Consider the following 21,310-nt stretch of genomic DNA (forward strand, 5'->3'; position numbering starts at 1 on the left):
CAGGGCCGGGGGCCGGGGAACCGCGCGCCCGGCCCGACGAGACCCCCGGGCCCTGGGCGAACCCCGCCGGGGGCGCGGCCCACTGCGCGCCCGGCCACCCACAGCCGCACCCGCGGCACGACCCACACCACCCGCACACCGGAACCCTGGAGGAGACATGCGAACAGCCGTCCTGCTCTACCCCGGCTTCACCGCCCTCGACGCCATCGGCCCCTACGAGACCCTGGTCCACCTCCCCGACTCCGAGACCGTCTTCGTCGCGGAGCGCCCCGGCCCCGTACGCTGCGACAGCGGCCGCCTCTCCCTCGTCGCCGACAAGGGCCTCGACGAGGTGACCCGCCCCGACATCGTCGTCGTACCGGGCGGGCCCCACCCGGAGAGGGAGATGGACAACCCGGCGGTCCTCGACTGGCTGCGCGCGGTCGACGCGACGACCACTTGGACCACGTCCGTCTGCACCGGCTCGCTCCTCCTGGCTGCCGCGGGCCTGCTCGAAGGCCGCCGCGCCACGGGCCACTGGCTGTACCTGGACCGGCTGCCCGCCTTCGGCGCCGACCCGACGGGTGAGCGGGTGGTCTTCGACGGCAAGTACGTCACCGCCGCCGGAGTGTCCTCCGGCATCGACATGGGGCTGACCCTGCTCGGCCGCATCGCCGGTGACGACTTCGCCCGGACCGCGCAGCTGATGATCGAGTACGACCCCCAGCCGCCCTACGACGCCGGCTCGCCCGACAAGGCCCCCGCCGAGCTGGTCGCACGGCTGCGTGACTCCAACCCGCTCACGCAGTCCAGGTGAACTTCGGCGTACGCCGTTCCAGGAACGCGGCGGCGCCCTCCGCGGGGTCGCCGCTGTCCGCCTGCTGCCGGGCCCAGTAGCCGTCCCGGTCGGTCCGCCCGTCGGCGAACTCCTTCGCCGCCGCCTGCGTCAGTGCGGAACGGCTCGTCAGGACGCGGGTGAACTCCGCGATCCGCTCGTCCAGCAGGCCGGCGGGCAGGAGCTCGTTGAGGAAGCCCGCGCGCAGGGCGTGTTCCGCGTCGATCAGCTCGGCGGAGAAGAGCAGGTACTTGGCGGTGGCCGGCCCGACCAGACCGGCCAGCCGGCGGGTGGAGGAGGCCGGGTAGACGAGGCCGAGCCGGGCCGGGGTCACGCCGAACGAGGCCCCCTCCTCCGCGAAGCGCAGGTCGCAGGCGGCGGCGAGCTGGCTGCCGCCGCCGACGCAGAACCCGCGGATCGCGGCGACCGTGGGCCCGGGGAAGGCGGCCAGTGCTTCCTCGGCGGCGACGGACAGGGCTTGGGGGTCCTCGTCACCGGTGAGGGAGGAGATGTCGGCGCCGGCGCAGAAGGTCGGCCCGTCCCCGGTCAGGACGAGCACCCGCACCTCCGGGTCGGCGGCGAGGGCCGCCAGCAGTCCGGGCAGTGCCCGCCACATCTGCGCGGTCATGGCGTTGCGCTTGGCGGGGTGCGAGATGACGACCGTGGCGACCCCGTCGGCGACGGTGTGCAGCAGGGCTGCTTCCTGGGCTGCGTCCATGCGCCGGATGCTATCCCGGGCCCCCGATCCTATGATCAAGGAGTCCGTACGGGGGCTGCGGAAAGGTGACACCCCATGGGCGCAGACCGGGCAGACCGAGCAGACCGAGCAGACCGGGCGGGCCGGGCGGGCCGATCGAAGGGCGCGGACGCGGACGGGGCGGACCGCGCCGCGGACCGGACCAAGGTCGAGGACGCCGGGCGGCTGCGCCGCCGCCTCGGCTGGCTGGCCGTGCTCGGCGTGATCCTGGTGCTGGCAGGCCTGCTGGGTCTCGTGTACGCGAACGTGGCCGCCCTCACCTCGATGTTCCTGTTCGGCTGGCTGTTGCTGATCGGTGGGGTGGTGGGCCTGCTCCATGCCGTCCAGTCCCGCGGGAGCAACCACTTCTGGCTCGCGGTCATCGTCGCCGCGATCAACATCGCCGCCGGCTTCGTGGTCCTGCGCCGCCCCGGGGCGAGCGCCGAGGCGCTGACCATGTTCGCGGCCCTGCTCTTCCTCACCGCCGGGGTGTTCCGGCTGGTCGGGGCGCTGGTGGTGCGGGGCACCCACTTCGGGCTGCTGCTCGTGCAGGGCGCTTTCGGCGTTCTGCTGGGCCTGCTGGTCCTGGCCGAGTGGCCCGGCAACAGCCTGTACGTGATCGGAACCTTCTTTTCCGTCGCCCTGTTGTTCGACGGACTGAGCCTGCTGGCCCTGGGGGTGGGCGGCCGCCGGATCCTGGACGTGGTCAGGCAAGACGAGGAGTCCGGAGCGGAAGACGCGGCGGGCGGGACGCCCGGTGCGGCCGGAATGCGCCCCACCAAAGGTCAGGAACGGTCGAACGACTGACGCCGGCGCAAACGTGTGGTCAAAAGGTGTCCGATAGGCGCTGACTTGTTGTCAGCGGTCCGGTCCGGACCAGCCCGTTCCCCACCCTGGACCCGTGGAGACGATCGAGTGCGAAGGACGGGGCCGCAAGATGGATCTCAGCGGGAGTGTCCCGCCGGCCAAGGTGGGTGAGCCGGAGCCCCCGGCCGGCCCTCTCGCGTACGAAGGTGTGTGGCGGTTCACCGTGCCCGCCGTTGAAGAATCCGTTCCGCAGGCCCGCCGGGCCGTCCGCGACCTGCTGGGCCGCCAGGGCGTCCCCGCCGACCGGGACCTGGTGTACTCCCTGCTGCTGATCGTCTCCGAGCTGGTGACGAACTCGGTCCGGCACGCGGCCCTGCTCTCGCCGGAGGTCGCGGTCGAGGTCGCGATCGGCCGGGCCTGGGTACGGGTCGCCGTCGAGGACAACCACCCGTACCGGCCCAAGGCACTGGAGGCGGATTTCGGCCAGACCGGCGGCCGCGGCCTGCTCCTGGTGCGCGAGACCACCCGGGAGGCCGGCGGGCTGTGCGACGTCGAGCACACCTCGACCGGCGGCAAGGTCATCTGGGCGGCCCTGCCGCTCACCGCTCCGGCCGCCGTCCCGTCCCGTCCCGTCCCGCGCCCGCCGCGCTGACCGGCGTACGGCGTACCGGTCAGCGACGCACGGAGTGCCGGGAAGCGGGCGGGGCGGCTCCGGCGTACCGGCGGGCGCGCGGCCTACCAGCCCGCCGCGTCGCCCGTCAGCTCGCGGATCGCGGGCCGCGCCGCGTCCAGCACGGTCATGAACCAGGCCGAGAACGGAACCGCCGCGTGCCGCTCGGCCAGCTCGCCCGGTGTGACGAAGGCGGTGTCGGCCACCTCGTGCGGATCCGGCCGCACCGCGGCCTGAGCGAGTCCCACGAACAGGTGGTTGTACTCCTGCTCCACCAGGCCCGACGCGGGGTCCGGGTGGTTGTAGCGCACCGTCCCCGCCTCCGCGAGCAGCGAGGGCGACAGGCCCAGCTCCTCGTGGGTGCGCCGGGCCGCCGCCGCGAACGGCGACTCCCCGGGGTAGGGGTGGCCGCAGCACGTGTTCGACCAGACGCCGGGGGAGTGGTACTTCCCGAGGGCGCGCTGCTGGAGCAGCAGGCGGCCCTGCTCGTCGAAGAGGAACACGGAGAAGGCCCGGTGCAGCAGACCGGGCGCCTGGTGGGCGGAGAGCTTTTCCGCCGTGCCGATGGTGTTGCCCGACTCGTCGACCAGTTCGAGCATGATCGGTTCTTGACTGCCGGTGCCGTGGGGTGCGCTGTTCGCGGCGGTGGCTGGTGTGGTCGGCATACCCATCCTTCGCTTCGGACTCCGGCCCTCAGTCTGCCGTACACGGGAGTCCGGTCCCCACTTCGGCGATCCGCGCATGTCCGCCCCCCGGCGCGTGACAAGTGCCGGGGGGCGGCCGGTCCGCGTGCGGCTCACACGCGGTCCCACCTGCGATATCAGACCCCGAAGGGGGTCGGATACGTGATCGTTCCCCGCGGGACGGGGACGGAATCGTCGAGCACCAGTGCCATCATCGCCTCGTCCGGGACCTCGAAGGGCGCCCGGATCCCGAACCGCGAGGCCGGCACGAAGCCGAAGCGCGGGTAGTAGGCCGGGTGCCCGAGGACGAGGACCAGCGCCTCCCCCTGCTCCTTCGCGGCCGCCAGCAGCGCCCGTACGACGGAGCTGCCCGCGCCCGAGCGCTGGACCGCCGGGTCGACGGCCACCGGGGCGAGTGCGAGCGCCGGCACGCCGTCGACCTCGCAGCGGGTCAGCAGGGCGTGCGCCGCGACCGGGCCGTCGGGGGCGCCGGCCACGTACGACAGGCCCGGCAGCCAGGCGGGGTCGGCGCGCAGCGCGTCCACGAGATCCGCTTCGAGCGGTGTGTCGAAGGCCGCGAGGTTGACGGCCCGTACCGCACCCCTGTCGGAGGCGGTCTCCGGACGGGCCGGCCAGGCGGGGCCTTCACCGGCGGTCACCGGGCGCAGGACGTAGCCGGTGTACCCGTACTCGTGGCCGTGCCGGGCCCGTACGGCGATCTCCTCGCGGGCGCCGGCGAGCGCGGCGGCCGTGGCCGGGTCCGGGTCGGGCCCGGCGGAGGCCTCGACCTCATCGGCCCGCGCGGCGAGCGGGCCGTAGTAGGCGGCCCAGTCGGAGTCGGACAGGTGGTGGACACCCAGCACCCGGTACCCGGCCGCTTGGGCGGCGGCGATGTTGCGGGCGGTGGAGCGCAGGGCGTAGTGCGGGTCCCAGAAGGTGCGGGCCCCGGCGGACGGCTCGTCGGTCGTCCACTCGCACTCGGTGAGCACGAGGGTGCCGCCCGGCGCGAGGAGGCGCTTCCACCGGGCGAGCGCGGCGTCGAAGCCGAGGACGTAGGCGGAGCCCTCCGCCCAGACGAGGTCGAAGGACCCGTCGGGGTGGGGGAGCGCGCCCATGTCGGCGTTGACGGGGTGGACGCGGCCGTCGAGCCCGAGGTCCGCGGCCGCGGCGCGCAGTTCGTCGAGGAAGCCCTCGTGCAGGTCGACGGCGGTCACCTCGGCGCCGTGCGCACCGGCCTCCGCGGCGAGCAGCAGGGCACTACGGCCGGGACCGCAGCCGAGGTCGAGGACGCGCGGCCGCTCGGGCAGCGGTCCGCACAGGGAGAGCAGGTGCCGGGTGGTCTCCGCGGAGCCGGGAGCCTGCCGGGGCAGGCCGCGGTGGAGGGCGAAGAAAGCGGAGGTGAGTGCGGAAGGGGAAGGGGAAGGGGAAGCGGAGTGGTCGGTCAACGTGAACCCTTGGTGAGGGGGCCGCGGCCGACGAGCCGGATCGCGGTGATCAGGCCCGGCCGGCAGCCCGGAGGAAAGCGGGGATGGACCGGAACGCGCTGCGCTCGGCAGCGACCACTGCGACGGTCATCAACCCACCTCCTGTCACCTGCATCACGTATGCCGCTCATATCACACGCATCGTGCGTGAGCCGCCCCACTTTAACACCCCGGGGTTTGTGGGACCTCGACGCGATCACCGATGATGATGATCCCACCGGGCCCCGGAGCTCGGAATCTTCGGCTCATCGGGGAGCAAACGGGTGGTGAACCCCAGCTTCCGTACATCCGATAGCCTCTGCCGACGTGCGCCGCCGCCCCCGCGCGCCGCCCGCCGCCGTGTTCGCTGCAAGGAGTGAGTTCGTCTGTCGACCGTCATCCTCACCGGCCTGCCGGTCCCCGGATCACCGCTTAACGACGATCTGTGCTCCCTCGGCTTCGACGTCCGCCCCGCCGCTGCGCCCGAGGACGCCGCCGCGGTGCTGGCCGGCGTACCCGCGGGGCAGCGGGTGGCCGTGGTGGACAGCGCCTTCGTCGGCCACGTCCACGCGCTGCGGCTCGCACTGACCGACCCCCGCTTCGACGCCTGTGCCGTGCCCGGCGCCTTCACCGTCCAGCCCGCCGCCCGTGCGGCCCTGGACGAGGCCGTGGCGCTGCCGGCGGACGGCAGCGGCCCGTACGCCGACCGGCTCGCCGCCGCAGTCGAGGCCGGCGGAACCGCCGTCCAGCGGCCCGAGCTCGGCAGCCTGGTCGCCGCCGTCCCCGCCGACGGGGTCGAGCGCGAGGCCGCCTCCGCCGCGGTCGCCGCCGTGGACGAGGAGGCCGTGCGGCTGCGGTCCGCCGTGAAGTCCCGTGACGGGTTCTTCACCACCTTCTTCATCAGCCCGTACTCGCGCTACATCGCCCGCTGGTGCGCGCGCCGCGGCCTGACTCCGAACCAGGTCACCACCGCTTCGCTCGTCACCGCGCTGATAGCGGCAGGCTGCGCCGCCACCGGCGACCGCTGGGGCTACGTCACCGCGGGCGTGCTGCTGCTCGTCTCCTTCGTCCTGGACTGCACCGACGGGCAGCTCGCCCGCTACTCCCTGCAGTACTCGACGATGGGTGCCTGGCTCGACGCGACCTTCGACCGGGCGAAGGAGTACTCCTTCTACGCGGGCCTCGCCCTCGGCGCCGCCCGGACCGGCGACGACGTCTGGGCCCTCGCCCTCGGCGCCATGATCCTGATGACCTGCCGGCACGTCGTGGACTTCTCCTTCAACGAGGCCAACCACGACGCCACGGCCAACACGAGCCCCACCGCCGCCCTCTCCGACCGGCTCGACAGCGTCGGCTGGACGGTCTGGGCCCGGCGCATGATCATCCTCCCGATCGGCGAGCGCTGGGCCATGATCGCGGTGCTGACCGCGTTCACCACCCCGCGGACCGTGTTCTACGCCCTGCTCGTCGGCTGCGCCTTCGGCGCCCTCTACACCACCGCGGGCCGCGTCCTGCGCTCGCTGACCCGCAAGGCCGTGCGCACCGACCGGGCCGCCGGGGCGCTGGCCGACCTCGCCGACTCCGGCCCGCTGGCCGAGTCCGTCGCGCGGGCCACGGTCCGCCAGCCGCTCCGCGTGCTCTTCGCCGCGATCGGCGCCGCACTGGTGGTCGGGGCCGCGTGGAGCCTGCCGTACGGCAGCTGGGTGGTGATCTTCTGTGCGTGGCTGTACGTCGTGCTGAGCGGCAGCGCCGTCGCCACCCCGCTCAAGGGAGCCCTGGACTGGCTTCTTCCACCGCTGTTCCGGGCGGCCGAGTACCTCACCGTCCTCGTGCTCGCCGCCAAGGCGGACGTCCCCGGGGCCCTTCCGGCCGCATTCGGACTGGTCGCGGCGGTCGCCTACCATCACTACGACACGGTCTACCGCATCCGCGGAGGCTCCGGCGCGCCCCCGAGGTGGCTGGTGTGGACCATCGGCGGCCATGACGGCCGGGTCCTGCTGACCGTGGTCCTGGCCGCGGTCCTCGCCCGGGACGTGTTCCCCGTCGCGCTCACGGTCCTCGCCGTGTTCGTGGCACTCGTGGTGCTCGTGGAGAGCATCCGCTTCTGGGTCTCCTCCGGGGCACCCGCCGTACATGACGAAGGAGAACCAGCATGATCGGCCTCGTCCTCGCTGCCGGTGCCGGACGCCGCCTGCGTCCCTACACCGACACCTTGCCCAAGGCCCTCGTGCCCGTCGGCCCCGCGGGCGACGAGGAGAGCCTGACGGTCCTCGACCTGACCCTCGGCAACTTCGCCGCGGTCGGCCTGACCGAGGTCGCGATCGTCGTCGGCTACCGCAAGGAGGCCGTCTACGCGCGCCAGGCCGCGCTGGAGGCCAAGTACGGGCTGAAGATCACGCTGATCGACAACGACAAGGCCGAGGAGTGGAACAACGCCTACTCCCTGTGGTGCGCCCGTGAGGTCCTGAAGCGGGGCGTGATCCTCGCCAACGGCGACACCGTCCACCCGGTCTCCGTCGAGGAGACCCTCCTCGCGGCCCGCGGCAACGGCCAGAAGATCATCCTGGCCCTCGACACGGTCAAGCAGCTGGCCGACGAGGAGATGAAGGTCGTCACCGCCGACGGCAAGGGTGTCCAGAAGATCACCAAGCTGATGGACCCGGCCGACGCCACCGGCGAGTACATCGGCGTCACCCTGATCGAGCCCGAGGCCGCCGAGGCCCTGGCCGAGGCGCTGAAGACCACCTTCGAGCGGGACCCCGACCTCTACTACGAGGACGGCTACCAGCAGCTCGTCAACGACGGCTTCGTGGTCGACGTGGCCCCCATCGGCGACGTCAAGTGGGTCGAGATCGACAACCACGACGACCTCGCCAAGGGCCGGACGATCGCATGCCAGTACTGACGAGGCTCATCCCCTCACCCGTCGTCGTCGACATCAGCTGCGGGGCGATGGACAAGCTGGACGGCATCCTCGCCGACCAGCGGATCTCCGCCGCCGGCAAGCTGGCGATCGCCATCAGCGGCGGCTCCGGCCAGGTGCTGCGCGCCAAGCTGGAGCCCGCCCTGCCGCACGCCGACTGGTACCCGGTCGTCGACGGCACCATCGACTCCGCGGTCAAGCTGGCCGACGACATAAAGGGCCGCCGCTACGACGCCGTCGTGGGCCTGGGCGGCGGCAAGATCATCGACGTGGCGAAGTACGCCGCGGCGCGGGTCGGGCTGCCCATGGTGGCCGTCGCCACCAACCTCTCCCACGACGGCATCTGCTCGCCCGTCGCGACCCTCGACAACGACAACGGCCGCGGCTCCTACGGCGTGCCCACGCCGATCGCGATGGTCATCGACCTCGACGTGATCCGGGAGGCCCCGGCGCGGTTCGTGCGCGCGGGCATCGGCGACGCCCTCTCCAACATTTCGTCGATCGCCGACTGGGAGCTGTCGCACCGGATCAACGGCGAGCACGTCGACGGCCTGGCCGCCGCCATGGCCCGGACCGCCGGCGAGTCGGTCCTGCGCCACCCCGGCGGCTGCGGGGACGACGAGTTCCTCACCGTGCTCGCCGAGGCCCTCGTCCTCACCGGCATCGCCATGTCGATCAGCGGGGACACGCGGCCCGCCTCCGGGGCCTGCCACGAGATCAGCCACGCCTTCGACCTGCTCTACCCCGGGCGCTCCGCGCTCCACGGCGAGCAGGTCGGTCTCGGCGCCGCCTTCGCGATGCACCTGCGGGGGGCGGCCGAGCAGTCGGGGCTGTTCGTCGAGGTGCTGCGCCGCCACGGGATGCCCGTGCTGCCCGCCGAGATCGGGTTCAGCGTGGACGAGTTCGTCGCCGCCGTGGAGTACGCCCCCCAGACCCGCCCGGGACGCTTCACGGTCCTGGAGCACCTCAACCTGTCCGCCGCCGATATCAGGGACGCGTACGCCGACTATGCCAAGACCATCCGTAGCTGAACTCCGGCCCGTCGTGCACCCGGCGGGCGTCAAGGACCGGCGCAGCGGCGAGCACTGGGGCGGCCGCCTCTACATGCGCGAGGTCTCGCTGCGCATCACCCGCCTGCTGGCGAACACCAAGGTCACCCCCAACCAGCTGACCTACCTGATGACCCTGTGCGGCGTGCTCGCCGCTCCGGCCCTGCTGGTCCCCGGGATCTGGGGAGCCGTCCTCGGCGTCGTCTTCGTCCAGCTCTACCTGCTGCTCGACTGCGTCGACGGTGAGCTCGCCCGCTGGAAGAAGCAGTACTCGCTCTCCGGCGTGTACCTGGACCGCGTCGGCGCCTACCTGTGCGACGCGGCCGTGCTCGTCGGCCTCGGCCTGCGCGCCGCGGACCTGTGGGGCGGCGGCCGCATCGACTGGTTGTGGGCCTTCCTCGGCACCCTCGCGGCGCTCGGCGCCATCCTGATCAAGGCGGAGACCGACCTGGTCGGGGTCGCCCGTCACCAGGCCGGCATGGCCCCGGTCAAGGAGGCCGCGGCCGAGCCGCGCTCGTCCGGCATGGCCCTCGCCCGCCGGGCGGCGTCCGCGCTGAAGTTCCACCGGCTGATCCTCGGCATCGAGGCGTCGCTGCTCGTCCTGGTGCTGGCCGTGGTGGACCAGGTGCAGGGCGACCTGTTCTTCACGCGGCTCGGCGTGGCCGTCCTGGCCGGCATCGCGCTGCTGCAGACGGTGCTGCACCTGGTGTCCGTCCTCGTCTCCAGCAGGCTGCGGTGAGCGCCCCGCTGCGCGTCGGCGCGGTGATCATCACCATGGGCAACCGCCCCGACGAGCTGAAGGCGCTGATCGACTCCGTGGCCCGCCAGGAGGGCGACCCCGTCGAGGTCGTCGTCGTGGGCCAGGGCGTCGAGGTCACCGGGCTCCCCGACAGCGTGCGGACGGTCTCCCTGCCCGAGAACCTGGGCATCCCCGGCGGCCGCAACGTCGGCATCGAGGCCTTCCGCTCCGGCGGCGGCGACGGCTACGACGTCGACGTCCTGCTCTTCCTCGACGACGACGGGCTGCTGGAGCGCACCGACACCGCCGAGCTGTGCCGCCAGGCCTTCACCGAGGACCCCCGGCTCGGCATCATCAGCTTCCGGATCGCCGACCCGGAGTCCGGTGAGACCCAGCGCCGGCACGTGCCCCGGCTGCGCGCCTCGGACCCGATGCGCTCCTCCCGCGTGACGACCTTCCTGGGCGGCGCCAACGCCGTGCGCACTCCGGTGCTCGCGCAGGTCGGAGACCTGCCCGCGGAGTTCTTCTACGCGCACGAGGAGACCGACCTGGCCTGGCGGGCCCTCGACGCAGGGTGGTCGATCGACTACCGGGCGGACATGGTGCTGCTGCACCCGAAGACCGCCCCCTCCCGGCACGCGGTCTACCACCGTATGGTGGCCCGTAACCGGGTGTGGCTCGCCCGCCGCAACCTGCCCGCCCCGCTGGTGCCGGTCTACGTGGGCGTCTGGCTGCTGCTGACGCTCCTGCGCAGGCCCTCGGTCCCGGCCCTCAAGGCCTGGTTCGGCGGTTTCAAGGAGGGCTGGACCACCCCCTGCGGTCCCCGGCGCCCCATGAGGTGGCGCACGGTCTGGCGGCTGACCCGGCTGGGGCGACCGCCTGTCATCTGACGCCCCGGCGTCTGAGAACATGGCGCGGTCACGGTCCGTGCGTCCCACGCCCGATGCCACCTACTGCCGCATCTTGAAGACGGAAAGTTTCAACTTGTGAGTGACACAACCCAGGATGGCGCCCTCGCCACGAGCCAGCCGCCGTCCGAAGACGCGGGGCTGAGCCCCGCCGAGCTCGCCAGGAAGTACGGCCTGTCCGTCAGCGGCGCCCGGCCCAGTCTTGCCGGATACGTGCGGCAGCTGTGGGACCGGCGCCACTTCATCCTGGCGTTCTCGCGGGCCAAGCTGGTCGCTCAGTACAGCCAGGCCAAGCTCGGCCAGCTCTGGCAGGTGGCGACGCCGCTGCTCAACGCGCTGGTCTACTACCTGATCTTCGGCCTGATCCTGAACGCGGGCCGGGGTATGGAGAAGGGGGTCTACGTCCCCTTCCTGGTGATCGGCATCTTCGTCTTCACCTTCACCCAGAGCTCGCTGATGGCCGGCGTGCGCGCCATCCCGTCCAACCTCGGACTGGTCCGCGCCCTGCACTTCCCGCGCGCCTCCCTGCCGATCTCCTTCTCGATGCAGCAGCTCCAGCAGCTGCTGTACTCGATGCTGGTCGTGTTCGTCGTCACGGTGCTGTTCGGCAACTACCCGAAGCTGTCCTGGCTGCTCGTGGTGCCGGCGCTGGTGCTCCAGTTCGTCTTCAACACCGGCCTCGCCCTGATCTTCGCGCGCATGGGCGCCAAGACCCCGGACCTCGCGCAGCTGATGCCGTTCCTGACGCGCACCTGGATGTACGCCTCCGGCGTCATGTTCTCGATCAACGAGATGCTCAAGGACCGGCCCGCGTGGATCGCGGACGTGCTCCAGTGGAACCCGGCGGCGATCTACATGGACCTGATCCGCTTCGCCCTGATCGACGACTACGGCCGCGAGAACCTGCCGCCGCACGTCTGGGCGTTCGCCGTCGGCTGGTCCGTCCTCATCGGCGTCGGCGGATTCGTGTACTTCTGGAAGGCTGAGGAGCGTTACGGCCGTGGCTGAGAACAACAGGGGCCGCGTCCCCACCGTCATCGCCGACGACGTCCACATCGTCTACCGGGTCAACACCGGCAGCTCCGGCAAGGGCAGCGCCACGGCGGCGCTGAGCAAGATACTCCGCAGGGGCAAGGGCGACGCCCCGGGCGTCCGGCGGGTCCACGCCGTGCGCGGTGTCTCCTTCACCGCCTACCGCGGCGAGGCCATCGGCCTGATCGGCTCGAACGGCTCCGGCAAGTCCACCCTGCTGCGTGCCATCGCGGGCCTGCTGCCCTGCGAGGAGGGCAAGGTCTACACCGACGGCCAGCCCTCGCTGCTGGGCGTCAACGCGGCGCTGATGAACGACCTCACCGGCGAGCGCAACGTGGTCCTGGGCGGTCTCGCCATGGGCATGAGCCGCGAGCAGATCCACGAGCGGTACCAGGACATCGTCGATTTCTCGGGCATCAACGAGAAGGGCGACTTCATCTCCCTGCCGATGCGCACGTACTCCTCCGGCATGGCCGCGCGCCTGCGCTTCTCCATCGCGGCGGCCAAGGACCACGACGTGCTGATGATCGACGAGGCGCTGGCCACCGGTGACCGCAAGTTCCAAGTGCGCTCCGAGGACCGCATCCGCGAGCTGCGCAAGCAGGCGGGCACCGTCTTCCTCGTGAGCCACAACAACAAGTCCATCCGCGACACCTGCAGCCGCGTCCTGTGGCTGGAGAAGGGCGAGCTGCTGATGGACGGGCCCACCGAAGAGGTCGTCTCGGCCTACGAGAAGGCGACCGGTCACTGACCGCCGGCACCGCAGGCCCCCGCCGCCCCGTGCGGCGGGGGCCTCGGTGTGCCGCCCGGTGCGCACCGGGCAGTGTCCCCGGTCGCCCCCCGGGGAGCGTCCGGGGCAATGCGGGCCGACATTCGGTAGCGGTGCGAATACCCCGGACGGTTCCGCCGGGTCGTACGGCGTAAGCTGGGGCGGTCCTGAACCGCGGCAAGAGGGGATGCTTCCCCGCAGGTGAAAGGCCTGGGACGGCCCGGGGAAAGTCCGGCGGCGTGTCCGAAATAGGATGTATTGCGTCGGCAGTGTAGAACGGGAGATGTGACGGCAATGGCTACGGGAATTCTCCGGCCCCCAGGCATTACGGCCGTCCGCGCCGCGGGCGGCGGGCGGTGACCCCGGCGCACGGCATCCGCCCCCGGCAGACCCCGGCCCCCGACGCCCACGCGCGCGCCACCCTCGGCAAGGCCCGGACGGAGAACTTCCCCGTCGCCCCCGCCTTCCTGCCCCGCGCCTGGCGCGACGGGCTGATGGCGGTCTACGGCTACGCCCGCCTCGTCGACGACATCGGCGACGGCGACCTCGCCCCCGGCGGCGGCGACGCCGTCCTCCTCGGCCTCGATCCCGCCGCGGCCGACGACCGGCTCGCCGTGCTCGACGCGTTCGAGGCCGACCTCAAGCGCGTCTTCGGCTCCGCCGACGGCGCCCCCCGCCATCCCCTCCTCCAGGCCCTCCAGCCGGTGGTCCGCGCCCACGGCCTCACCCCCGAGCCGTTCCTCGGCCTCATCGCCGCCAACCGCCAGGACCAGCACGTCAGCCGCTACGAGACGTACGGCGACCTGCTCGCCTACTGCGAACTCTCCGCCAACCCCGTGGGCCGCCTCGTCCTCGCCCTCACCGGCACCGCCACCCCCGAGCGGATCCGCCGCTCCGACGCCATCTGCACCGCCCTGCAGATCGTCGAACACGTCCAGGACGTCGCCGAGGACCTCGAACGCAACCGGATCTACCTCCCCGCCGAGGACCTGCGCCGCTTCCACGTGTCCGAAGCCGACCTCAAGGCACCCACCGCCGGCGCCTCCGTACGCTCCCTCATCGCCTACCAAGCCGCCCGCGCCGGGGACCTCCTGGACGGGGGCACCCCGCTCGTGGGCAGCGTCCACGGCCGGCTGCGGCTGCTGCTCGCCGGCTTCGTCGGCGGTGGCCGCGCCGCCCTGCGCGCCGTCACCGACGCCGGGTTCGACGTACTCCCCGGCCCGCCGCGGCCCACCCGGAGCGGCCTGCTCCGCGAGGTGGCCGCCGTCCTGCGCACCGCGCCGAGAAAGGGGTGAGCCCGACCGTGGAGGGTTCCGCACACACGACCGCGCCGACCGCTCCGGTCCTGGCGGCCTACAGCTACTGCGAGGCCGTCACCGGCGCGCAGGCGCGCAACTTCGCGTACGGCATCCGGCTGCTGCCCACCGACAAGCGCCAGGCCATGTCCGCCCTGTACGCCTTCTCCCGGCGCGTCGACGACATCGGCGACGGCACGCTCCCGGCCGAGGCCAAACTCGCCCGGCTGGAGGAGACCCGGACCCTGCTCGGCCGGATCCGCGCCGGACGGGTCGACGAGGACGACACCGACCCCGTCGCCGTCGCACTCACCCACGCCGCGCGCCGCTTCCCCATCCCGCTCGGCGGCCTCGACGAGCTCATCGACGGCGTGCTGATGGACGTCCGCGGCGAGACCTACGAGACCTGGGAGGACCTGGAGGTCTACTGCCGCTGCGTCGCCGGGGCCATCGGACGGCTCTCCCTCGGCGTCTTCGGCACGGCGGCCGGCGCGGCCGGCGCCGAGCGCGCGAGCGACCACGCCGACACCCTCGGCCTCGCCCTCCAGCTCACCAACATCCTGCGGGACGTCCGCGAGGACGCCGGCAACGGGCGGACCTACCTGCCCACCGAGGACCTCGCCAAGTTCGGCTGCGACGAGGGCTTCGCCGACGGCCGGCTCCCCGCCGGAGCCGACTTCGCCGGCCTCGTCCACCACGAAGTGCGGCGCGCCCGGGCCCTGTTCGCCGAGGGCTACCGGCTGCTGCCGATGCTGGACCGGCGCAGCGGTGCCTGCGTCGCGGCCATGGCCGGCATCTACCGCCGCCTCCTCGACCGCATCGAACGCGAACCCGAGGCGGTGCTCCGCGGCCGGGTCTCCCTGCCCCCGCACGAGAAGGCGTACGTCGCCGTGCGCGGCCTGTCCGGCCTCGACGCCCGGACCGTCTCGCGGCAGCGCAGCAGGAGGCCCGCGTGACCGCCACCGCGCACCACGCCGTGGTCGTCGGCGGTGGCCTCGCCGGCGTCACCACTGCCCTGGAACTCGCCGACGCGGGGCTGCGCGTCACCCTCCTGGAGGGCCGCCCCCGACTCGGCGGCCTGGCCTTCTCCTTCAAGCGCGGCGACCTCACCGTCGACAACGGCCAGCACGTCTACCTGCGCTGCTGCACCGCCTACCGGTGGTTCCTCGACCGCATCGACGGCGCCGCCCTCGCCCCGCTGCAGGACCGGCTCGACGTCCCCGTGCTCGACGTCGGCCACCCCCGCGGCCCCCGCCTGGGCCGGCTGCGCCGCAGCGCGCTGCCCGTCCCCCTGCACCTGGCCGGATCACTGGCCCGCTACCCGCACCTCTCGCTCGCCGAACGGGCGGCCGTCGGCCGCGCCGCCCTCGCCCTGCGCAGCCTCGACCCCGCCGACCCGGCCCTCGACGGGCTCGACTTCGCGACCTGGCTCGGCCGCCACGGCCAGAGCCCGCGCACCGTCGAGGCCCTGTGGGACCTCGTCGGCATCGCCACGCTCAACGCCACCGCCGAACAGTCCTCGCTCGGACTCGCCGCCATGGTCTTCAAGACCGGCCTGCTCTCCGAGAACGGCGCCGCCGACATCGGCTGGGCCCGGGTCCCCCTCGGCGACCTGCACCACACGCTCGCCCGCACGGCGCTCGACGCCGCCGGCGTCCGGACCGCACTGCGCACCCGGGTCACCTCCGTCTCCCGCACGCAGGACGGCAACTGGCGGGTCGCCACCGAGACCGAGACCCTCGACGCCGACACCGTCGTACTCGCCGTCCCGCAGCGCGAGGCCCACGGGCTGCTCCCGCCCGGCGCGCTCGCCGACCCGGACAAGCTCCTGGACATCGGCACCGCGCCCATCCTCAACGTCCACGTCGTCTACGACCGCACCGTCCTGCGCCGCCCCTTCTTCGCGGCGCTCGGCACCCCCGTCCAGTGGGTCTTCGACCGCACGGAATCCTCCGGGCTGCCCGACGGCGGCCAGTACCTGGCCCTGTCGCAGTCGGCCGCCCAGAACGACATCGACGAGCCCGTGACCGTCCTGCGCCGGAAGTACCTGCCCGAACTGGAGCGGCTGCTGCCCGCCGCACGCGGCGCCAAGGTACGCGACTTCTTCGTCACCCGGGAGCGCACCGCCACGTTCGCCCCCACCCCCGGCGTCGGCCGGCTGCGCCCCGGGGCGTGCACCGACACGCCGGGTCTCTATCTCGCCGGTGCGTGGACCGCCACCGGCTGGCCCGCGACCATGGAGAGTGCCGTCCGGAGCGGTATGAGCGCAGCACACGCCGCGCTCGCCGCGCTCGGCCGCCACCGGGCCCACCCCCTGCAGGAGGCGGCATGACGATCACCAGCACCACCGGCACAGCGCCCACGGAGAACAGAGGAGAGCCAGTGAACCCGGGGAACCCGGCCGTCGAGAACACGGAAGCCGGTAGCAGAGCGGCCGGAGCGGCACGGACGGAGGTCGCGGACACCCTCGCCCTCCTCGACCGCGGCCGCACCCTGTCCACCCCTGCACTGCGCGCCGCGGTGGAGCGGCTCGCGGCGCCGATGGACACCGTCGCCGCCTACCACTTCGGCTGGATCGACGCCCAGGGCAACCCCGCGGACGGCGACGGCGGCAAGGCCGTCCGCCCCGCCCTCGCACTGCTGTCCGCCGAGGCCGCCGGGGCCCCCGCCGAGGTGGGCATCCCCGGCGCGGTCGCCGTCGAACTCGTCCACAACTTCTCGCTGCTGCACGACGACCTGATGGACGGCGACGAGCAGCGCCGCCACCGCGACACGGTGTGGAAGGTCCACGGCCCCGCCCAGGCCATCCTCGTCGGCGACGCGCTCTTCGCCCTCGCCAACGAGGTGCTCCTGGAGCTCGGTACCGTCGAGGCGGGCCGCGCCACCCGCCGCCTGACCACCGCCAGCCGCAAGCTCATCGACGGCCAGGCCCAGGACATCTCCTACGAGCACCGCGAGAGCGTCAGCGTCGAAGAGTGCCTGGAGATGGAGGGCAACAAGACCGGCGCCCTGCTCGCCTGCGCGATCTCCATCGGCGCCGTCCTCGGCGGCGCCGACGACCGCACGGCCGACAAGCTGGAGGAGTACGGCTACCACCTCGGCCTCGCCTTCCAGGCCGTCGACGACCTCCTCGGCATCTGGGGCGACCCGGAGTCCACCGGCAAGCAGACCTGGAGCGACCTGCGCCAGCGCAAGAAGTCGCTGCCGGTCGTCGCCGCCCTCGCGGCGGGTGGACCCGCCGCCGAAGAGCTCCGCGAGCTGCTCGCCGCCGACGCCAAGAGCAACGACTTCGAGAACTTCTCGGAGGAGGAGTTCGCGGCCCGCGCCGCCCTCATCGAGGAGGCGGGCGGCCGGGCGTGGACCGCCGAGGAGGCGCGCCGCCAGCACGCCATCGCCGTCCGCGCCCTCGACGACATCGACATGCCCCAGCAGGTGCGCGAACAGCTCGTCGCCCTCGCCGACTTCGTCGTCGTACGCAAGAGGTGATCACCACCATCCTCGTCACCCGGGTACGGATATGACGCGCGAGTCGCCGGCCGGCGCCACCAGCCCGTAGCGCCGGCCGACGGCAGACCCCAGCAAGCAGAAGCACAGGCCACTGCACGTTAAGGGGAAGCCATGACAGCGACGACCGACGGTGCCGGTCCCCGCGGCGCCGATCCGGATGACACCGCCACTGCCGCGGCCGCCGTAGCCCAGGTCGCCGCCCCCGCGGAGGTCGGCGCCCCCGCCGCCCCCGCCGAGGTCGGAGCCGCGACCGGGGGAGCGGCTGCGGCCCCGCCCGCCGTCCGCGAGGCCGTCGAGCGCGCCACGCGGCACCTGCTGCAGCGGCAGGACCCGGCCGGCTGGTGGAAGGGCGACCTGGAGACCAACGTCACCATGGACGCCGAGGACCTGCTGCTGCGCCAGTTCCTCGGCATCCGGGACGAGGCCACCACCAGGGCCGCCGCCCGGCACATCCGCGGCGAACAGCGCTCCGACGGCACCTGGGCCACCTTCCACGGCGGACCGTCCGAACTCTCCGCCACCGTCGAGGCGTACGTCGCGCTGCGCCTGGCCGGTGACGCGCCCGACGCGCCGCACATGGCCCGCGCCTCGGCCTGGATCCGCGCCCACGGCGGAATCGCCCGGGCCCGCGTCTTCACCCGGATCTGGCTCGCCCTCTTCGGCTGGTGGAGCTGGGACCACCTCCCCGAACTCCCGCCCGAGCTGGTCTTCCTGCCGCCCTGGATGCCGCTGAACATCTACGACTTCGGCTGCTGGGCCCGCCAGACCATCGTCCCGCTGACCGTGGTCTGCGCGCACCGCCCCGTCCGCCCCGCCCCCTTCGCCCTGGACGAGCTGCACACCGACGCCCGCACGCCCGTCCCCGCCCGCAGGCTCGCCCCGCTCGGCACCTGGGACGGGCTCTTCCAGCGCATGGACAAGGTCCTGCACGTCTACCGCCGGTTCGCGCCCCGCCCGCTCCGCAACGCGGCCGTCGCCGCCGCCGCCCGCTGGATCATCGAACGGCAGGAGAACGACGGCTGCTGGGGCGGGATCCAGCCGCCCGCCGTGTACTCCCTCATCGCTCTGCACCTGCTCGGCTACGACCTGGGGCACCCCGTGATGCGGGCCGGCCTGGAATCCCTGGACCGGTTCGCCGTCTGGCGCGAGGACAACGCCCCCGCTCCCGGTCCCGACGGCCGGGCCGGCGACCCCGGGCCCGTCCGGATGGTCGAGGCCTGCCAGTCCCCGGTCTGGGACACCTGCCTCGCCGTCATCGCCCTCGCCGACGCGGGGCTGGCGCCCGACCACCCGGCCCTGGTGAAGGCGGCCGACTGGATGCTGGACGAGGAGATCACCCGGACCGGCGACTGGGCGGTGCGCCGGCCCGGACTCGCCCCCGGCGGCTGGGCGTTCGAGTTCCACAACGACACCTACCCCGACATCGACGACACCGCCGAGGTCGTCCTCGCACTGCGCCGGGTCAGGCACCCCGACCCGGCCCGGGCCGAGGCAGCCATCGCCCGGGCCGTGTCCTGGACCCTCGGCATGCAGTCGGGGAACGGCGCCTGGGCCGCCTTCGACGCCGACAACACCAGCCCCCTGCCCAACCGGTTGCCGTTCTGCGACTTCGGCGAGGTCGTGGACCCGCCCTCGGCCGACGTCACCGCACACGTGGTCGAGATGCTCGCCGCCGAGGGCCGGGCCGCCGACCCGCGGACCCTGCGCGGCACCGCCTGGCTCCTCGCCGAACAGGAGCCGAACGGAAGCTGGTTCGGCCGCTGGGGCACCAACTACGTATACGGGACGGGGTCGGTGGTGCCGGCACTGGTCGCGGCGGGCATCGCCCCCGCCCACCCGGCGGTCCGACGGGCCGTGGCCTGGCTGGAATCCGTACAGAACGACGACGGGGGCTGGGGCGAGGACCAGCGCTCCTACCGGGACCCGACGACCTGGGCGGGACGCGGCCCCTCCACAGCCTCACAGACCGCATGGGCACTGATGGCCCTGCTCGCGGCGGGGGAGCGCCACGGCAAGGCCGTCGAACGGGGCATCGCCTACCTGACCGGGACCCAACTGGCGGACGGCTCCTGGGACGAGCCGTACTTCACGGGCACCGGGTTCCCCTGGGACTTTTCCATCAACTACCACCTGTACCGGCAGGTCTTCCCGCTCACCGCGCTCGGCCGCTACCTGTACGGGGAACCCCTCGCGGCCGGGACGCCCTGATGGCCGCCGCCCGTCCCGGCGGCCCCGGCCCGCGGCCGCTGCTGGTCGCCTGTGCCCTCCACATCGAGCAGGCGGCCCTGCGTAGCAGCGGCGACCGCGGAGCCCCCCTCGGTTACACGGTCCTGCGCACCGGCATGGGGCCGCGCGCCGCAGAACGGGCCGTCGCCCGCGCCCTCGCCGCACCGGAGCTGGCGCGCGCAGCCGTCCTCGCCACCGGGTTCTGCGCCGGGCTGGTCCCCGGCATGAACCCCGGCGACCTGGTCGTCGCCGAGGAGACCCGCGACCCGCGCGGCACCATCGTCTGTGCGGGAACGTCCCTGCTCGCCGCGGCACTGGCCCGGGCCGCCCCCGGCCGGACCGTGCACACCGGCGCACTGACCGGATCCGACCGCGTCGTACGGGGCCACGAACGCACCCGGCTGCGCGCCACCGGCGCCATCGGCGTCGACATGGAATCGGCCGCCACCCTGTGGACCGCCGCCCGCGGCGCCCCGCCGGGCGCGCACCGTCCGGTTGCCGCCGTCCGGGTGGTCGTGGACGCCCCGGAGCACGAGCTCGTCCGCATCGGCACGGTCCGCGGTGGAATATCGGCCTTCCGCGTCCTGCGCGCCGTACTGCCCGCGTTCTATGACTGGCACCGTTCTTTGCCGCTCCCCAGGAGGTGAGTCAGATGGCCATGCCGCTGCGACAGTCCATCAGGGTCGGGACCTATCTGCTCGAACAGAAGCTCCGCAAGCGCGAGAAGTTCCCCCTGATCGTCGAGCTGGAGCCGCTCTACGCCTGCAACCTGGCCTGTGAGGGCTGCGGGAAGATCCAGCACCCCGCCGGTGTGCTCAAGCAGCGCATGCCGGTGGCCCAGGCGGTCGGCGCCGTCCTGGAGTCCGGCGCCCCCATGGTGTCCATCGCGGGCGGCGAGCCCCTGATGCACCCGCAGATCGACGAGATCGTCCGCCAGCTGGTGGCCCGGCGGAAGTACGTTTTCCTGTGCACCAACGCCCTGCTGCTGCGCAAGAAGATCGGGAAGTTCACCCCTTCGCCCTATTTCGCCTTCGCCGTGCACATCGACGGGCTGCGCGAACGCCACGACGAATCGGTGGCCAAGGAAGGCGTCTTCGACGAGGCGGTGGCCGCCATCAAGGAGGCCAAGGAGCGCGGATTCCGGGTGACAACGAACTCCACGTTCTTCAACACCGACACCCCACAGACCGTCGTCGAGGTGCTCAACTACCTGAATGACGACCTGAAGGTCGACGAAATGATGATCTCGCCCGCCTACGCCTACGAAAAGGCACCCGACCAGGAGCACTTCCTGGGCGTCGAACAGACCCGGGAGCTCTTCCGGAAGGCCTTCGCGGGCGGCAACCGGCGCCGTTGGCGACTCAACCACTCCCCGCTCTTCCTGGACTTCCTGGAGGGCAAGGCCGATTTCCCGTGCACCGCCTGGGCCATTCCGAATTACTCCCTCTTCGGCTGGCAGCGCCCCTGCTACCTGATGAGCGACGGGTACGTGACGACGTACCGCGAGCTCATCGAGGAGACCGACTGGAGCAGGTACGGTCGCGGGAAGGACCCGCGCTGCGCGAACTGCATGGCTCACTGCGGCTACGAGCCCACCGCCGTCCTCGCCACCATGGGCTCCCTCAAGGAGTCCCTGCGCGCGGCCCGGGACACCATCAGCGGCAGCCGGGGCGGATCGGCGTGACCACC

20 protein-coding genes are annotated in these 21,310 nt (G+C 72.8%); 17 read left to right on the top strand and 3 right to left on the bottom strand.

Features of this window, described 5'->3' with window-relative positions:
* Positions 1–157: 157 nt before the first annotated feature.
* Positions 158–796: a DJ-1/PfpI family protein gene (locus ACFV7Q_RS15700; protein ID WP_385428666.1), complete on the top strand. Its 639-nt coding sequence runs from the start codon at positions 158–160 to the stop codon at positions 794–796.
* Here ACFV7Q_RS15700 and ACFV7Q_RS15705 read toward each other — a convergent pair.
* Entirely contained in the window at positions 780–1,532 is a 753-nt protein-coding gene (locus tag ACFV7Q_RS15705; RefSeq protein WP_385428667.1) for an enoyl-CoA hydratase/isomerase family protein, read from the bottom strand. The two genes, ACFV7Q_RS15700 and ACFV7Q_RS15705, sit on opposite strands and share 17 nt — an antisense overlap.
* 75 nt (positions 1,533–1,607) lie before the next feature.
* Here ACFV7Q_RS15705 and ACFV7Q_RS15710 point away from each other — a divergent pair, with 75 nt between their 5' ends.
* Both ACFV7Q_RS15710 and ACFV7Q_RS15715 read left to right on the top strand, forming a co-directional pair.
* A complete protein-coding gene (locus tag ACFV7Q_RS15710; RefSeq protein ID WP_385428669.1) occupies positions 1,608–2,357 on the top strand; it encodes an HdeD family acid-resistance protein in 750 nt (249 codons plus the stop codon).
* A gap of 130 nt (positions 2,358–2,487) precedes the next feature.
* Positions 2,488–3,009: an ATP-binding protein gene (locus tag ACFV7Q_RS15715; protein ID WP_385428702.1), complete on the top strand. Its 522-nt coding sequence runs from the start codon at positions 2,488–2,490 to the stop codon at positions 3,007–3,009.
* 83 nt (positions 3,010–3,092) lie between these two features.
* Here the strand turns inward: ACFV7Q_RS15715 and idi are convergent, their stop codons facing one another.
* On the bottom strand, positions 3,093–3,692 hold the full coding sequence (gene idi, locus ACFV7Q_RS15720) for an isopentenyl-diphosphate Delta-isomerase (protein WP_385428671.1): 600 nt from the start codon (positions 3,690–3,692) through the stop codon (positions 3,093–3,095).
* Between the two features lie 155 nt (positions 3,693–3,847).
* Complete coding sequence (locus tag ACFV7Q_RS15725) at positions 3,848–5,155, bottom strand: GNAT family N-acetyltransferase (protein WP_385428672.1); 1,308 nt, start codon at positions 5,153–5,155, stop codon at positions 3,848–3,850.
* A 404-nt stretch (positions 5,156–5,559) separates the two neighbouring features.
* Between ACFV7Q_RS15725 and ACFV7Q_RS15730 the strand changes: the two genes are divergently transcribed.
* The 14 genes from ACFV7Q_RS15730 (at position 5,560) to hpnH (ending at position 21,305) form a co-directional block, all read left to right on the top strand.
* A complete protein-coding gene (locus tag ACFV7Q_RS15730) occupies positions 5,560–7,329 on the top strand; it encodes a DUF5941 domain-containing protein (protein WP_385428703.1) in 1,770 nt (589 codons plus the stop codon).
* Complete coding sequence (locus ACFV7Q_RS15735) at positions 7,326–8,078, top strand: sugar phosphate nucleotidyltransferase (RefSeq protein WP_385428674.1); 753 nt, start codon at positions 7,326–7,328, stop codon at positions 8,076–8,078. Before ACFV7Q_RS15730 ends, ACFV7Q_RS15735 begins: the two co-directional genes overlap by 4 nt.
* Positions 8,066–9,127, top strand: a complete 1,062-nt coding sequence (locus tag ACFV7Q_RS15740; RefSeq protein ID WP_385428675.1) for an iron-containing alcohol dehydrogenase family protein — start codon at positions 8,066–8,068, stop codon at positions 9,125–9,127. The genes ACFV7Q_RS15735 and ACFV7Q_RS15740 overlap by 13 nt, the downstream gene beginning before the upstream one ends.
* Positions 9,105–9,884, top strand: a complete 780-nt coding sequence (locus tag ACFV7Q_RS15745) for a CDP-alcohol phosphatidyltransferase family protein (RefSeq protein WP_385428677.1) — start codon at positions 9,105–9,107, stop codon at positions 9,882–9,884. Before ACFV7Q_RS15740 ends, ACFV7Q_RS15745 begins: the two co-directional genes overlap by 23 nt.
* 35 nt (positions 9,885–9,919) lie before the next feature.
* On the top strand, positions 9,920–10,774 hold the full coding sequence (locus ACFV7Q_RS15750) for a glycosyltransferase (protein WP_385428704.1): 855 nt from the start codon (positions 9,920–9,922) through the stop codon (positions 10,772–10,774).
* 96 nt (positions 10,775–10,870) lie between these two features.
* The gene (locus ACFV7Q_RS15755) at positions 10,871–11,800 is read left to right on the top strand and encodes an ABC transporter permease (RefSeq protein WP_385428679.1); all 930 of its coding nucleotides are present in this window, start codon (positions 10,871–10,873) and stop codon (positions 11,798–11,800) included.
* Entirely contained in the window at positions 11,793–12,575 is a 783-nt protein-coding gene (locus ACFV7Q_RS15760; protein WP_385428681.1) for an ABC transporter ATP-binding protein, read from the top strand. The genes ACFV7Q_RS15755 and ACFV7Q_RS15760 overlap by 8 nt, the downstream gene beginning before the upstream one ends.
* A gap of 374 nt (positions 12,576–12,949) precedes the next feature.
* Positions 12,950–13,888, top strand: a complete 939-nt coding sequence (gene hpnC / locus ACFV7Q_RS15765; protein ID WP_385428683.1) for a squalene synthase HpnC — start codon at positions 12,950–12,952, stop codon at positions 13,886–13,888.
* A complete protein-coding gene (gene hpnD, locus ACFV7Q_RS15770) occupies positions 13,885–14,844 on the top strand; it encodes a presqualene diphosphate synthase HpnD (RefSeq protein ID WP_385428685.1) in 960 nt (319 codons plus the stop codon). The genes hpnC and hpnD overlap by 4 nt, the downstream gene beginning before the upstream one ends.
* A complete protein-coding gene (gene hpnE / locus ACFV7Q_RS15775) occupies positions 14,841–16,220 on the top strand; it encodes a hydroxysqualene dehydroxylase HpnE (protein ID WP_385428687.1) in 1,380 nt (459 codons plus the stop codon). Before hpnD ends, hpnE begins: the two co-directional genes overlap by 4 nt.
* Before the next feature lie 50 nt (positions 16,221–16,270).
* Entirely contained in the window at positions 16,271–17,374 is a 1,104-nt protein-coding gene (locus ACFV7Q_RS15780; RefSeq protein ID WP_385428706.1) for a polyprenyl synthetase family protein, read from the top strand.
* Between the two features lie 132 nt (positions 17,375–17,506).
* The gene (shc, locus tag ACFV7Q_RS15785; protein WP_385428689.1) at positions 17,507–19,603 is read left to right on the top strand and encodes a squalene--hopene cyclase; all 2,097 of its coding nucleotides are present in this window, start codon (positions 17,507–17,509) and stop codon (positions 19,601–19,603) included.
* Positions 19,603–20,268: a 1-hydroxy-2-methyl-2-butenyl 4-diphosphate reductase gene (locus ACFV7Q_RS15790; RefSeq protein ID WP_385428690.1), complete on the top strand. Its 666-nt coding sequence runs from the start codon at positions 19,603–19,605 to the stop codon at positions 20,266–20,268. Before shc ends, ACFV7Q_RS15790 begins: the two co-directional genes overlap by 1 nt.
* 5 nt (positions 20,269–20,273) lie before the next feature.
* Positions 20,274–21,305 carry an adenosyl-hopene transferase HpnH gene (hpnH, locus tag ACFV7Q_RS15795; protein ID WP_385428692.1) on the top strand — a complete coding sequence of 344 codons (1,032 nt, stop codon included), beginning with the start codon at positions 20,274–20,276 and terminating at the stop codon, positions 21,303–21,305.
* Positions 21,306–21,310: the final 5 nt, after the last annotated feature.

The organism is Streptomyces sp. NPDC059851, assembly GCF_042732005.1.
GTDB lineage: Bacteria > Actinomycetota > Actinomycetes > Streptomycetales > Streptomycetaceae > Streptomyces.